The organism is Brevibacterium ammoniilyticum, from assembly GCF_038429965.1.
Taxonomy (GTDB): Bacteria; Actinomycetota; Actinomycetes; order Actinomycetales; family Brevibacteriaceae; genus Brevibacterium; species Brevibacterium ammoniilyticum.
In genome coordinates this window covers 37,451-51,466 of sequence record NZ_BAABNP010000012.1, presented here as the reverse complement: position 1 = coordinate 51,466, position 14,016 = coordinate 37,451, and the positions used below count along the sequence as shown (strand labels likewise).

The 14,016-nt window shown below is 67.7% G+C and carries 14 protein-coding genes; 8 read left to right on the top strand and 6 right to left on the bottom strand.

Annotation, left to right across the window (positions count from 1 at the left end):
- Positions 1-28: 28 nt before the first annotated feature.
- Both AAHA49_RS13890 and AAHA49_RS13885 read left to right on the top strand, forming a co-directional pair.
- Positions 29-586 carry a TetR/AcrR family transcriptional regulator gene (locus AAHA49_RS13890; protein ID WP_339391116.1) on the top strand — a complete coding sequence of 186 codons (558 nt, stop codon included), beginning with the start codon at positions 29-31 and terminating at the stop codon, positions 584-586.
- 38 nt (positions 587-624) lie between these two features.
- Positions 625-1,092 (top strand): VanZ family protein, encoded by a 468-nt coding sequence (locus AAHA49_RS13885; protein ID WP_339391117.1) that lies wholly within the window; start codon positions 625-627, stop codon positions 1,090-1,092.
- A 99-nt stretch (positions 1,093-1,191) separates the two neighbouring features.
- Here the strand turns inward: AAHA49_RS13885 and AAHA49_RS13880 are convergent, their stop codons facing one another.
- The gene (locus tag AAHA49_RS13880) at positions 1,192-1,629 is read right to left on the bottom strand and encodes a MarR family winged helix-turn-helix transcriptional regulator (RefSeq protein ID WP_339391118.1); all 438 of its coding nucleotides are present in this window, start codon (positions 1,627-1,629) and stop codon (positions 1,192-1,194) included.
- Positions 1,630-1,738: 109 nt separating this feature from the next.
- On the opposite strand from AAHA49_RS13880, the gene AAHA49_RS13875 reads away from it, so the two are divergent.
- Entirely contained in the window at positions 1,739-2,104 is a 366-nt protein-coding gene (locus tag AAHA49_RS13875; RefSeq protein ID WP_339391119.1) for a VOC family protein, read from the top strand.
- Positions 2,105-2,128: 24 nt separating this feature from the next.
- On the opposite strand, the gene AAHA49_RS13870 is transcribed toward AAHA49_RS13875, so the two are convergent.
- From AAHA49_RS13870 to AAHA49_RS13860, 3 genes are read right to left on the bottom strand one after another with little or no spacing between them, the layout of a single operon-like run.
- Entirely contained in the window at positions 2,129-2,569 is a 441-nt protein-coding gene (locus tag AAHA49_RS13870; protein WP_339391120.1) for a YdeI/OmpD-associated family protein, read from the bottom strand.
- A 10-nt stretch (positions 2,570-2,579) separates the two neighbouring features.
- Positions 2,580-3,533 (bottom strand): methyltransferase family protein, encoded by a 954-nt coding sequence (locus tag AAHA49_RS13865; protein WP_339391121.1) that lies wholly within the window; start codon positions 3,531-3,533, stop codon positions 2,580-2,582.
- Between the two features lie 10 nt (positions 3,534-3,543).
- Entirely contained in the window at positions 3,544-4,476 is a 933-nt protein-coding gene (locus AAHA49_RS13860; RefSeq protein WP_339391122.1) for a PhzF family phenazine biosynthesis protein, read from the bottom strand.
- Between the two features lie 365 nt (positions 4,477-4,841).
- Here AAHA49_RS13860 and AAHA49_RS13855 point away from each other — a divergent pair, with 365 nt between their 5' ends.
- The 3 genes from AAHA49_RS13855 (at position 4,842) to AAHA49_RS13845 (ending at position 9,090) form a co-directional block, all read left to right on the top strand.
- On the top strand, positions 4,842-5,582 hold the full coding sequence (locus AAHA49_RS13855) for a M50 family metallopeptidase (protein WP_339391123.1): 741 nt from the start codon (positions 4,842-4,844) through the stop codon (positions 5,580-5,582).
- A gap of 225 nt (positions 5,583-5,807) precedes the next feature.
- The gene (locus AAHA49_RS13850) at positions 5,808-6,491 is read left to right on the top strand and encodes an HAD family hydrolase (RefSeq protein ID WP_342038691.1); all 684 of its coding nucleotides are present in this window, start codon (positions 5,808-5,810) and stop codon (positions 6,489-6,491) included.
- Between the two features lie 223 nt (positions 6,492-6,714).
- Positions 6,715-9,090 carry an HNH endonuclease signature motif containing protein gene (locus AAHA49_RS13845; RefSeq protein WP_339391125.1) on the top strand — a complete coding sequence of 792 codons (2,376 nt, stop codon included), beginning with the start codon at positions 6,715-6,717 and terminating at the stop codon, positions 9,088-9,090.
- Positions 9,091-9,304: 214 nt separating this feature from the next.
- Here AAHA49_RS13845 and AAHA49_RS13840 read toward each other — a convergent pair whose 3' ends face one another.
- On the bottom strand, positions 9,305-10,897 hold the full coding sequence (locus AAHA49_RS13840) for a nucleobase:cation symporter-2 family protein (protein WP_342038690.1): 1,593 nt from the start codon (positions 10,895-10,897) through the stop codon (positions 9,305-9,307).
- A 476-nt stretch (positions 10,898-11,373) separates the two neighbouring features.
- Here AAHA49_RS13840 and AAHA49_RS13835 point away from each other — a divergent pair, with 476 nt between their 5' ends.
- Positions 11,374-12,804 (top strand): 8-oxoguanine deaminase, encoded by a 1,431-nt coding sequence (locus AAHA49_RS13835; RefSeq protein WP_342038689.1) that lies wholly within the window; start codon positions 11,374-11,376, stop codon positions 12,802-12,804.
- 27 nt (positions 12,805-12,831) lie between these two features.
- Here AAHA49_RS13835 and AAHA49_RS13830 read toward each other — a convergent pair whose 3' ends face one another.
- Positions 12,832-13,305, bottom strand: a complete 474-nt coding sequence (locus AAHA49_RS13830) for a hypothetical protein (RefSeq protein ID WP_342038688.1) — start codon at positions 13,303-13,305, stop codon at positions 12,832-12,834.
- A 146-nt stretch (positions 13,306-13,451) separates the two neighbouring features.
- Here AAHA49_RS13830 and AAHA49_RS13825 point away from each other — a divergent pair, with 146 nt between their 5' ends.
- Positions 13,452-13,907 carry a DUF2871 domain-containing protein gene (locus AAHA49_RS13825; protein ID WP_342038687.1) on the top strand — a complete coding sequence of 152 codons (456 nt, stop codon included), beginning with the start codon at positions 13,452-13,454 and terminating at the stop codon, positions 13,905-13,907.
- The last annotated feature ends 109 nt before the right edge of the window (positions 13,908-14,016 follow it).

The following is a 14,016-nucleotide window of genomic DNA, read 5'->3' as shown; positions in this document are numbered from 1 at the left end:
TGCAAGGATTCCAGGGGAGGGGGCGGCGGTGACCGACAGACAGACACGACTCGACGAGCGGCGCGCCGCGATCCTCGCAGCCGCCCGCACCAGCGCGGACTCCGCAGGCTGGTCGGCGGTGACGACCCGACGGCTCTCCGAGGCGATCGGCTATTCGCAGCCGGTCCTCTACGGGCACTTCCCCGGCGGCAAGGCGGAGATCATGCGCACTGTCGCCCTCGAGGGATTCGTTGACCTCCGGCAGCGGTGTCGGACGGCGATCGACGCGGCGGGAGACGAGTCCGGAGGCGATCGACGCGCCCTCATCGCAGCGCTGGCCCACGCCTACCTCGATTTCGCCGACGCGCACCCGGCCGTCTACGAGGCGATGTTCGCCGAGCCCATCGGAGCGCGATTCGCAGAAGAGGACAATGAACCCGAACTCAGGGACGCCTTCACGGTGATCGCCGAGGTCGTCGGCGAGGACACCGCGACCGAGGTGCTCTGGGGTGCGCTGCACGGGATGAGCCTGCTCGAACGCGCGGGGCGAATGAAGGTCGCCGACCGGTCACGGCGGGTCGCCGACCTCAGCGCGCGCTTCGCGTGAGCGCGCCGTCTCAGGCTCGCCCGGTATCGTGGACGGCGATGACAGGCTTCAGGCAACGCGTGCGTTCGGTCCCGTTGGGCCTGCTCATCCTCTACACGGCCTTCATCGGGCTCGTCACGCTCACCCCGCGACAGCTCGACACGTCTCCCGGCTCCCCGATCGCCCGCCTGCTCAGCTTCTTCGCCTCCCACGAGGCGACCGCGTGGCTGACCTACGAACGCGTGGAGATGCTCGCCAACGTCGGCCTCTTCGTGCCCTTCGGCTTCCTGCTCGCCCTTCAGCTCGGTGAGCGCCGCTGGTGGATCGGCTGGGTCGCCGGCGCCGTCTTCACGAGCCTCATCGAGGGCGCACAGCTCACCCTGCTCTCCCCGACCCGCTTCGGGACGGTGAGCGACCTCGTGACGAACACGCTCGGGGCCGGCCTCGGGTCCGCGCTCGCCCTCCTCGTCATGCTCCTGTCGCCCCAGCGCATTGAGAGGGAGCCCGCCGAGTTCGTCGTGCGCTGAGCCTGCCAAGTTCGTCGTGCGCTGAGCCTGCCAAGTTCGTCGTGTGCTGAGCGCCCCTTCGAGCAGGTCGGCCCTCCAGCGTCTCAGCTCTTCAGCGCCTCAGTCCTGCAGCGCCTCGATGCACGACTCAATGGCCTCGGCGAAGCCGCGTTGCGCATCCTCATCCAAGCCGCTGACCAGGCGTTCCTCGATCCCCGCGACCGCTGCGACCGCCTCGTCGAGGAGCTGCTCGCCTTCGGGAGTGAGCGTCGTCGGACGCGCCCGACCCGTGTCGACAGTGCTCGGCCGGGTGACGAGACCGCGCTCCTGCAGTCCGCGCAGCAGGGTGTTCATCGCCTGCCGCGTGACGAAGGCCCCGCGCGCGAGCTCGGAGTTCGACGCCCCGGGGGAGCGCCGAAGCAGTTCGAGGCACGCGTACTGCGGCGTCGAGAGCTCGAGCGGACGCAGCACCTCCTCCATGCGGGCCCGCAGCAGGGACTGGAGATGCTTGAGCTGATAGCCGATGAGGGATTCGAGGCGCGGAAGGTCTTGACTCATGTCAGTAGTCTGACATACATTCGAGATGTCAGAAACCTGACATATTGATTCTCGTTGAGAAGAATCCTCATCGAGGACAGAGCCCCAACGACGACAGAGGAGAGAGATCATGACTGTCACAGGAGTCGACTTCGTCGCCCTTCAGGTCCGAGACATCGAGGCTGCCGCGGACTTCTACACCACCCGTCTCGGGCTCACCCGTGCACCGGCGAGCCCGCCCGGGGCCGTCGTCTTCACGACCGAGCCGATCCCCTTCGCCGTGCGCGAACCTCTGCCCGGTGTCGACCTCGATTCCGGTCCGAGGCCGGGCAACGGGGTGGCGCTGTGGTTCAAGTGCGAGGATGCCGCAGAGTTGCACGATTCCCTCGCCGAGGCGGGGGTCGAGATCCTCCGGGCCCCGGCGCCGAGTCCCTTCGGACAGACCTTCACCTTCGCCGATCCCGACGGCTACGCGGTCACCGTCCACGACGGCTGAGCGGTCAGGCTCGGGTTCCGGGGGCTATGCGCCGGCGGTCAGGGAGTCGACGATCTTGGCGATCCGCCGCTCTCGGGTCTCGGGAGCCTTTGCCGAGGTGACCTGCCGGACGTGCTCCTTGCGCTTCGAGGGAGCCAGCGCATCGAAGGCGTCGCGGACACGGCTGCGGTCGAGCGCCTCGGCGAGATCATCCGGGACGGGAGTGTCCCGACTCGAAGTGTCGTGGACGAGGGTGACCTCGTGGGTCTCGCCGCCCGCGACACCGGCGGCCTCCCGATGCGCCTTCGCGAGCGGGATGAGGTGCTTCCCGCCCATGACCGCGGTCGTCGACGGGTACGAGTAGCCGTTGATCGTCACGATCACGGGCACGCGTCGGCCGGCGTCGAAGCCGAGGACGACCTCCTCGGGGACCTCGATGCCGACATTGTTCCCGTTGCTGATGAGCGTCGTGGTGAAGGTGACCATGGGGTTCCTCTCAGGTGCGGGGCCGCGGGACCCAGCAGGCCACCTCGGCGGAGTAGTCGTCGAAGTCCTCACCGAAGCGGCTGCGGAGGTCGGCCTCCTCGTGGGGGCGGATCATCCAATTCCACAGTAGGGACCCGGCGATCGCGTAGGCGATGACGAACCATGACTCGACGAACAGCCCGATCGCCACGCCCTGGACGACCCCGGCCACGGCCATCGGATTGCGGAGGAAGCGGTAGGGGCCGTCGTCGACGAGGCGGTTGGCCATCTCGGCGGGCAGGGGCGTGCCGCCGCCGAAGCGCGCCATCGTCACCGCCGACCAGATGCCCAGGGCGCTGGCCAGGACGAGGAGGGCGAAGCCGGCGACGACGACGAGGACGGGGAACTTCACGTCGAGCCCCCACCGCTCCTCGAGCGCTGCGAGGATCCACGGGATGACGACGAGGAAGACACCCCAGAAGACGACGAGTTGGAGGCCGGTGCGCACGAGCAGGGAATTCTGGTCCTCGGTGCCCGAGCTGCGGAAGGAGAACGGGCCGAAGAGGAGCCTCTCGGTCGGCACGCGGCCGGTGAGGACGAGGAGGCCGGCGAGGGTGCTCGCGACTGCGGCGGCGATCATGAGGACGGCGCCGAGGCCCGCCTCGGTGGTCACGGTCGCATAGACGGCCATGCCGAGAGCGACGAGGATCGTCCACGGCACCGCGACCCACACGGCCCGGCGCAGACCTAGGGCGACGGCTGCGGAGGCGAGGACGAAGAGCGGGATGTCGACGGCGGCGACGAGGACCGGATCGAGGGATCCGAGCGTCGCCGTGCGCACGGCGGTCACCGTGAAGACGCCGAGCCACCAGGCGGCGCCGGCGATCGCCTGGACCGCGAAGTAGGCGCGGCCGTGGATGCGGGAGAGAGGGAGTTCGGTCGCGGGGCGCTGGTGCGGCTGCGGTTGATTCTGCGGCTGCGTCATCGGGGGATCCTCACGCGACCACGGTGCCGGTGATGCACACGGTCGTCGGTCCGCCGACCCAGATGGTTGGGGCGGGAGCTTCGGCGTCGGTCGGTTCGGCGGTGCTCGCCTCGGCGGCTGGAGTCTCGACGGGTTCGCGTCTGATCGAGATGACTCCGGCGCGGCCGATCGCCGTGCCTTGGGTCGCGGTGTAGGAGTCGGGGACGAGGCCCTGGCCCGTGAGCCATTGGGCGACCGAGGCGTTGAGGCTGCCGGTGACGGGATCCTCGGCGACCCCGACGCCGGGGACGAAGGCGCGCACCTCGTACTCGTGCTCGGAGTCGGCCGGATGGGCGCCGACGACGCCGAGCTTGGCATCCGGGATCGCGGAGAAGTCGGGGGTGAGGGCGAGGACCTTCTCGGCGGAGTCGAGGCGCACGGCCGCCCAGCCGGGGCCGTTGTCGACCCACGCGTGATCGAGGATCTCGGCCCGGTCGATGCCCAGGGCCGTGGCGATCTGCGCGACGAATTCCTCGTCGAGGGGGCCCGAGCGGAGCAGGTCGGGGGCCGCGAACGCGAGTTCGGCGGTGAAGGGGGAGCCGGCAGGGGGACCGCTCTCTGATCCGCGTCGGAGTTCGACGAGGCCGACCCCGCACTCCTGGACGATGGAGTCGGCGCGCTGCGGGGTCCCGCCGGAGGCCAGCCACGCCGCGGCAGACCCGAGCGTCGGATGACCGGCGAAGGGAAGCTCGCGGGAGGGGGTGAAGATGCGCAGCCGGTAGTCGGCCCGGTCGTCGGTGGGTGGGAGGACGAACGTCGTCTCCGAGAGGTTGGTCCAGTTCGCGAACCGCGCCATGTCCTCATCGCTCAGACCCTCGGCGTCGAGGACGACGGCGACGGGATTGCCCCGGAAGGGAACGCGGGAGAAGACATCGACCTGGGCGAACGCGCGAGAGCGGGGCATGGGACTCCTCATCGTCTGGGCTGATCCGCTTCCATCGTAGACGGCGAAGCTCCGCGTTCTTCGACAGGCCCCCGGTCGACCGGAAGAAAGACGCCTTGTCGCCGAGGTGGGACGGTGTGGCCGCGGATGCGCGGATGCGCGGAGGCGGTGTGGCAGGGACGATGCTGAGCCGATGCCGAGCCGATGGAGGCGATCCGATGCTGAGCCGATGGTGGCGAGACGAGGCACAGCCGTTCCCGAGACGATGCTGGCGATCTCCTGAACAGGTCACTCAGATTCCGTTCCTAGACTGGGGTGCTCAGGCGGGAGTGTGTGCAGGCTCCGCCGACGATCTCACCGGCGACCGGGCCGAAGACGAGGTGACGATGGATCTCAGACAGGGCGTTGACACGTGGTGGACGGCCATCACCACGGGCTTCGGACGGGGGGACGGGCTCGAGCTCGGGCCCGTGCAGCTGCTCATCATCCTCGGCGTGCCCCTGGTCATCACGATGACCCCGGCGATCTGGCGGTTCTTCGGGCTCTTCGTCACCTTCGTCCACGAGCTCGGGCACGCGTTCGCCGCGCTCATGACCGGACGCATCGTGCGGGGGATCTCGCTCAACTTCGACCATTCGGGGCAGATGAACTCGTTCGGTCGGGTCGGGTTCTCGGCGACGTGGGCGGGATTCTGGGGATATCCGGCACCGGCGGTGCTCGGGCTCGTCCTCATCACCTCGGCGATCTACGGCTGGGCGCCCCTCGCGCTCTCACTCGGTGCGCTCGTCCTGCTCGTCGCCCTCATCTTCATCCGCAACGTCTCAGGCGTCGTCATCGCGGTGTGCACCGCGGTGGCCGCGCAGCTCCTTGTCGTCTTCCTCCCGCGCGAGGGCATCGCCGTCTTCGTCGCGGGCCTCGGCGTCGCGCTCGCCCTCGGTTCGCTCAAGGACCTCGTCAAGGTCATCCGCGTCCACACGCGCCGGCGCAACGTCCAGCAGTCGGATGCCTATATCCTCAGTCGCGGATCGGCGGTGCCGGCAGGCGGCTGGCTGACGCTCTTCGGCCTCGTCATCATCGGCTGCGCGCTGGGTTCGGCGGCCCTGCTGTGGTCGGCGTACCCGGTCTGACCTGGGAGTGGGCGGCGCGGTTCCCGCGGGTTCGGGGCCACCTCGGCGGACCTTCCTCGGCGGACCCACCTCGGCGGACCCACCTCGGCGGACCCACCTCGGCGGGGCCGGTCCCATTTCGACGGTGCCACCTCGGCGTATCCTGGGCCACCGCGACGGAGCCAGGACCACCTCCGCGGGCGCACCTCGGCGGTGCCACCTCGGCGGGGATGACAGAATCGAGCCATGGATCTGAGCCCGAAATTCGCTGCCGTGCTGTTCGACTGTGACGGCGTCCTCGTCGATTCCGAGAGCATCACCAACGGGGTGCTGCGGACGATGCTCGCCGAACTGGGATGGAACCTCTCGCCCGAGGAAGCGGTCACCCGATTCGTCGGCAAGATGCTGCGCGACGAGGCCGACGTCATCGAGGAGCACACCGGCTACCGCATCGACGCCGACTGGCTCACCGAGTTCCGCCGCCGACGCAACGTCGAACTCGACGCCCGTCTCGAGGCGATTCCCGGCGTCGTCGAGGCCGTGCGACTGCTCGAGCCGGTCTACCCGGGGAAGCTCGCGTGCGCGTCGAGCGCGGACCGACCCAAGATCGAGCTGCAGCTGAAGAAGATCGGCCTCTACGACGCCTTCGAGGGTCGGATCTTCTCCGGTATGGAGCTTCCCCGGTCGAAGCCGGCCCCCGACGTCTACCTCGCCGCCGCGCATGCTCTCGATGTCGATCCCGCCGAGGCGGCCGTCATCGAAGACTCCCCGACCGGAGTCATCGCGGGGCGGGCTGCGGGATCGTACGTCTTCGGGTTCTGCCCGCCGTCGCCGGTGCATCAGACGCCGGAGGTCCTGCTCGCCGCCGGTGCCGATGCGACCTTCGACTCGATGTCCGAGCTGCCGGGACTGCTCATGCGCGAAGGGTGAGTGCGCGGGCGATTCTGTCCACGAGTGAGGGGTAACGGGGCGGACGAAGGCGCCCGGGGCTGCCCCTTCAGCCTGCTGATTGATCGCCGAAAACGACTGAGCGTCCTCAACTCAATGAGTTCGACGTTCGAAGAGATTTCGAAAAAGGGATTGACACGATTTGTGATGTGATCTAGACTGGGATCACAGATCCACACCGAAGTGGAAAGGCAGGTGACCAGCGATGACGGACCTCTCGAACCTTGACGGGGCTGGTTGCAGTGCTGCCGATGATGGTTGCCCGGATCGATCGCGGATCCCGCGCTTCGATGTCGACCCCGATTCCCCGTTCGCCGATGTCGTCTCGGTCTATGCCGCCCGTGACCGCGCGCATTTCGATGCGATGAGGACCACTGCCGGGCTGTTCCTCGACGAAGTCGTCGAGCACCTCCGCCTCCTCAATCCCCGGCCCGATGAGCCCTATGCGCATGCGTCGTTCATCGACACCGCCCACCGCTACGACCCACCCGAGAGCGGCGCGTCCGTAGACCCCTCGAAGCGTGATGCGTCTGCAGACGGTGTGACCGACGAGGAGGAGTCCTCGAACACCGACGGCCGTACCGACGAGGAGGAGTCCTCGAACGGGGACGGCATCACCGATGGCCCTGCCGGCGAATCAGCTGTTGGCTCCACCGGCGACGCAGCAGTCGCTGCAGCAGGAGTCGGCGCAGTTTCCCCGGTAACCGAGCATCTTCCGGGATTCCCGCGGTTCCGGCCGGACTCGACGTTCTACAACTGGGTGCACATGTACTCCCACACCGAGGACCTCGCCGAATTCGCCGCCGTTCTCGGCGCGACGACCACGCGCACCTACAGCCACGTCACGGCGTCGATGATCCTCGTCCACGGGCTGCCGCAGTTCTATCAGCGCTGCCTCGACGGCGAGTTCACCATCGAACACGTCAACGTCGCGACGCGGCTGTGCCAGGACGTGCGCTTCGCGCTGCTGCCGAACATCGACGACTACCTCGCCGGGAGGCGTGCCGACATCACCCCGGAGACGTTCGCGAAATCCCTGGGCACGCGGATCAATGCGATCCAGCCCGAACCCGATCGCACGAAGACGGCGCACGAGAAACGGCGGGTATCGATCACGACGTACCCCGACGGGACTGCGAGCGTCTCCCTCGTCGGACCCTCGGCAGACCTGCAGGCCTACTATCTGCGGATCGAAGCGTTCGCGAAGGCCATCCGCAACGGCAACACCGCTTGCTTCGCGGATCAGCTGCCTGAAGGCTCCGTCATCGACGACGATCGGGCGATCGACGCGCTGATGTTCGACATCGCCACCTGCACCCGACCCCAGGTGCGCCTCGAGGTCCTCGTTGCGGACACCGACACGGGGTCGACGACGACCCGGCAGATTCCGCTCGACCTCGAGCACGTCCGCAGTGTCGACGACATCAATGGGACCATCGCCGAGGCGGTCGACACCGCCACGAGCGCCCCATCCGGTAACAGCACCGCTGCGGCCGGCGGCACCGAATGCGCTGCACTCGACGGTGTGGGCTCGGATGCAGTCATCGAAAGCGGCACAGGCGCCAGCAGCAGTGAAGTCGCTGCCGCCGCCGACGGTATCGCCACCGACTTCGAGCTGGACTCCAGTTCGGTCGTCGATCGCGACGAACATGGTCGAAGCCGCGTCAAAGTGCTGCTGTCGATGCCGACCGGACCGTATTGGGTGAGCGTGCAGGCGAAGATGATCACCACCGTGCCGTGCATGAGCCTGCTCGGGCAGTCAGACCTGCCCGGCACATTCCCTGATGGGTCACCCATTCCGGCGGAGACGGCGAGAGCGATCGCAGGCCAGTGCTCGACATGGACACGAATCCTCACCGACCCGGCAACCGGGACACCGATCGACGCGAAGGCCAAGAGCTACTACATACCTCAATCGGTGCGGCAGACGCTTGTGACGAAATGGCAGAGATGCACGATGCCCGGCTGTCGACGGCGTGCGGAATCCGCTGAAGTCGACCACATCATCCCCTACAACCACGACGACCCGTCCGCGGGCGGACTGACGGTGTTCGGAAACCTCCACCCGTTGTGCAAGAAGGACCATCAGGCGAAGACCGATGGCAGGTTCTCGGTGACTATGAACGACTGCGGCGAACTGGAGTACCGATTCCCGCACGGAATCAGTGCGTCGGTGGCCGCAGGGGACAACCCTGTCAACATCGAGAACGCCCGGCTGATGGGCGACGCGGCCCAGAGGATGAACGGGAACGGCGGAAGGGCCCGGGTCGCTGGCGTTGGCGCGGGCATTGGTTCGGATGGAGACAGCGGGTCGGAGGGCGACGGCGGGTCGGAGGGCGACGGCGGCTTGTTTAGCGATGCAGTCACCCCTGCACCCGAACCGGGCGAGATCAGATTCGCCGAGGAGTGCCCGGGCCCCGAGGGAAGCGTCGGCAGTTCCGGGTGGGTGAGCGCGCCGGAAACCTCGCCGTGGCTGCTCCAGTGCCGTGAGGGTGAGGACACAGGCATCCGGGACTCGAGCTCTCAGAACTCGAGGGTACGGCGCTGGGTCTGGGACAGCGGCGAACCTCCGCCGTTCTGACAGAGCAATTCCTCAGTTATTCGACCAAGCCCGGTTGGTCACTCACTCCCACGACTCTCGACTGCAGGGTCAGATAACCGCATGACCGCATGACCCCTTAGGACCACTCAGAGGAGGACGGCCCAGTCAGTCTGACTGAGCCGTCCTCCTCTGCACCGCTCGCCACCTTCGACAGGCTCACCGACCCGGATCTCGGTGCTCGTGTCCTGGTCTCTCAGCGGTCGGGCGTCTCCGTCTCCTCGATGACCCGGCGGACATCGTCACGGGTCTTGACCTCGCCGCTGCGGACCGCCTCGGCGAGCTTCTCGTGCTGATCCTCGGTGACGACCGGGACCTCCTCGCCGTTGCAATCGACGACCTTGCCGTCCTTGATCGTGTCGCCCTCGGCGAGGATCGCCTCATGGTCGAGCAGCCGCTGGAGATCCTCCCTGCGTATGACCCTCCCCGTACCGGCGACGAACACCGAACGATCCGACCGGTCCTTCGTCTTCACGCCGATGTGGTTGAAGACGAGGTTGAGCAGGACTGCCATGATCGTCGCCGAGGAGATGCCCGAGTGGAGGATGATGCCGACCCACGACGGGAACGCGTTGTAGAACTCCGGTGCGACGACCGGGATGATGCCGAACGCCAGCGACACCGCGACGATGATCATGTTGAGGTTGCCCTCGTACTCGACCTTCGACAGAGTGCGGATGCCGGAGGCGGCGACCGTGCCGAAGAGCACGATGCCCGCACCGCCGAGGACCGGGGAGGGAATCGCAGCGACGACCCCGCCCATGACCGGCAGCAGACCGAGCACGACGAGGATCGCGCCACCGGCCGTGACGACGAAGCGCGACTTCACCCCCGTGATCGCGACGAGCCCGACGTTCTGCGCGAACGCCGACTGAGTGAACGAGTTGAACACCGGAGACACGGCGGAGGAGAGCATGTCGGCGCGCAGACCGTTGGCGATGCGCTTCGAATCGACCTTCGTCCGCACGATCTCACCGACGGCGATGATGTCGGCAGTGGTCTCGGCGAAGGTGACGATGATGACGATGAACATCGAGATGATCGCCGCCGCCGAGAACGTCGGCATGCCGAACGCGAACGGCTCCGGGAACGCGAAGATGCCCCGATCGAGGACCCGCGAGAAGTCCGCCCACCCGAAGATCAGGCACACCACGGTGCCGATGACGATGGCGAGGAGGATCGACAGCCGCGAGATCATCGCCACCGGGATCCGACTGAGCAGCAGCACGATGGCCAAGGTGCCGACCGCGATGAGGATGTTGCGCATGCTGCCGTAGTCGGGCGCCTCGGCGTTGCCGCCCATCGCCCACCCCGCAGCCACCGGCATGAGCGAGAGCCCGATCGTCGTGATCACCGTGCCCGTGACCACCGGTGGGAAGAACTTGACGATGAGTGCGAACCCGGGAGCGACGATGAGCCCGATGGCCGAGGCGACGATGACCGCCCCGAACACCTCCGGCAGCCCGTCCCCACCGGCGAGGATCGCCGTCATCGTGGCGACGCCGGCGAACGAGACGCCCTGGACCAGCGGCAGCTGCGACCCGAAGAACGGCACACCCCACGACTGGAGGATCGTTGCGAGCCCGCCCATGAACAGACACGAGGCGATGAGGACGCTGATGCCCCCGTCATCGAGACCCGCGGCCTTGCCGATGATGAGGGGAACGGCGATGATCCCGCCGTACATCGTGAGGACGTGCTGCAGGCCGTACGCGAACGACGTGCCGACAGGCAGCCGCTCGTCCTCGGGACGCCGCGGCTTGCGCTGAGACTGCTTGGACACCGACATCTTCTTCTCCGTTGAATTCCTGGCCGCGACCCGAAGCGGTGTGCTCTGGGCGCGAACCTGCTGGCCGGTCGCTGGAGGCGCGGATGCGGCAGTGCACCCCGGGTCGGATGAGCTCAGATCATGAGCCCGGCCTGTGCCTCTGAGGATCGGATCGTACTTCCGGTGAGGGGGTCCCTCTGGCGACTATCACTTCCAAGATGCGAAAGTATTTTTCCTTATCGCAGAATGCTAGGCGAAGGTTTCGGTGTTGGCAACCTGGATTCGTGATCCGGGACACATGCTAGAGTGCAGTCTTGTCGGTGTGAGTCCCACGCACAAATCGGCCGTCGAAATCGGCCGCGCGGGATGTGGACTCACAACCTCCGGCGGAGCAGCAGACGCCGTGAAACCTGAGCTGGCGGCCACGGCCCCAGCGTCGTCGCCGCACCCCGGGCGGGCGAGCGCTCTCCCGCAGCACTCATCGAGAGGCGACTGAGATGTCCAGAATCTGGCTGCGCAATCCCCTGGCCGTCCACCTCGGCGGCGGAACCGACCGAACCGGCAACGGCATCGAACCGAGCGGCGGCGGAACCGAACCCGACGCCGCCGGCGGCATCGTCGTCGATACCTCCACCGGCACCATCGTCGAGCTCGTCCCCTCAGGCGGCGAACCCGAGGGCTTCGGTGCCGGCGGGATCGACGAGGTCGTCGACGCGAGCGAGCACGTCATCACCCCGGGCCTCATCAACACCCACCACCACTTCTACCAGACCCTCACCCGCGCCTGGGCGCCCGTCGCGGACCTCCCGCTCTTCGGCTGGCTGCAGAACCTCTACCCCGTCTGGGCGCGCCTGACACCGAAGGCCCTCGACCTCGCCACGACCGTCGCGATGGCCGAACTCCTCGAATCCGGGTGCACGACCGCCGCCGACCACCACTACCTCTTCCCGACCGGCATGGACGATGCCATCGACATCCAGGTCGACGTCGCCCGCCGGCTGGGCATGCGCGCGATGCTCACCCGCGGCTCGATGTCGCTGGGAGAGAAGGACGGCGGCCTCCCGCCGCAGCAGACCGTCCAGGACGCCGAGGTGATCCTCGCCGACTCCCGCCGCCTCGTCGAGACCTACCACGAACGCGGCGCCGGCGCGCAGATCCAGATCGGCCTCGCCCCGTGCTCGCCGTTCTCCGTGACCACCGACCTCATGCGCGAATCCGCGGCACTCGCGAACGAGCTCGACGTCCGCCTCCACACCCACCTCGCCGAAACGCTCGACGAAGAGGACTTCTGCCGCGAGCGCTTCGGCCTGCGCACCGTCGACTACCTCGACTCGGTCGGCTGGCTCAGCGACCGGACGTGGCTCGCCCACGGCGTGCACTTCGACGATGAGGAGATCGTCCGCCTCGGCGCGGCCGGGGTCTCCGTCGCCCACTGCCCGACGTCGAACATGCGCCTGGCCTCGGGCATCGCCCGCGCCGTCGAACTCGAGGACGCCGGGGTCGCCGTCGGCCTCGGCGTCGACGGCTCGGCCTCGAACGACGCCTCGAACCTCATCCGCGAAGTCCGTCAGGCCCTCTACATCCAACGCCTGCGCTACGGCGCCGAGGCGGTCACGTGCGACCGCGTGCTCGACTGGGCGACCCGCGGCTCGGCAGCAGCGCTCGGGCGCACCGACATCGGTCGCATCGCCGTCGGCGCGCAGGCCGACCTCGCGCTCTTCCGCCTCGACGGCCTCGCGTTCTCCGGCTCCCACGACCCGATCCCCGCCCTCGTCCTCTGCGGTGCGGAACGCGCCGACCGGGTGATGATCGCCGGTGACTGGCGCGTCATCGACGGCAACGCGATCGGCGCCGACGGGCAGGCGCTGGACAAGGAGGCGCTCATCGCCGCCCACCAGGCGGAGGCGCGCCGGCTCGTCGCGGGGTGATCGCGCCGACCGTCAGCGGGGACGGCCTCAGCGGGGGAGGCGGAAGACCTCACGCAGGTGATCGCCGGTGAGGAAGTCGCCGATGCCGATCATAATGAGGCTGAAGACGATCTGCTCGGTGATCATCCAGCCCGGGTAGAGGCCGGGGATCGCGGCCATGACCAGGGTGATGATCGGGAAAATCTTCGTGAACAGGCGCAGCCGCTGGTAGCCCCAGTAGAGGCCCTTCGTCGCCCGCCAGAAGAAGTAGAACAGGGTGATCGTCATGCCGAGGACTATCACCGTGCGCATCCACACGGCGAACGGGACCGCGTCCCCCGCCTCGGCGAAGGCGACGGCAATGCCCACGGCACCGAGACCGATGACGAGTTCGAGGACGAGCAGCCAGAGGATCCAGCGGAACGCCGTCGTCGTCTTCGGGTCGTCCAGACCCTCGCGGGCGACGACGACATCGGCCCTGCGGCCCCCGGCGATGCGGTCGATGCGGGTGAAGAGACTCATGGGCTCAGGCTAACGCCGCAGACAGCCCGATCCGCGCCGTTTCGGGCCTGGGAGCCCTGTGAAACGAAACATCAATCGGAAGTTGGAGACCGATTTCCATCCTTGTGGTCATGACGCGACTCGCGTGCGCCTGATGAGGTGGAAGCATGACGAAGATCTTCACCGCAGCATTCGCCTACATGATCGCCGGAGTCCTCTCGGGACTCTTCTACCGCGAGTTCACGAAGGCCAACGACTTCCCGTCCGGCGACTTCACGCAGCTCGGGCTCGTCCACACCCACCTGCTCACCCTCGGCTTCATCGTCCTCCTCATCGTCCTCGCCCTCGACAAGGCCTTCGACCTCTCTGGGACCCGGATGTTCACCTGGTTCTTCGCCACGTACAACGCCGGCGTCATCATCACCTCGGCGACGATGGTCTGGCACGGCAGCCTCACCGTGCTCGGGCAGGAGTCGAACGCGATGATCTCCGGCATCGCCGGCCTCGGCCACATCAGCCTCACCGTCGGACTCGTCCTCTTCTTCCTGCTCCTGCGCAAGCGGGTTCTCGCCGCGAGCGCCGCTCGGCAGAGCGCACCCGAGGCGGCCGGGCTCAGCCGATGAGCAGCTGGCCGATGACCGGCTGCTGAAGTTCGACCGGCTGCTGGAGTTCGACAGGCCACCCGGACTGATCGGCATCATCGGTGCCGTCGGCCCACCGGCCGCACTGTCG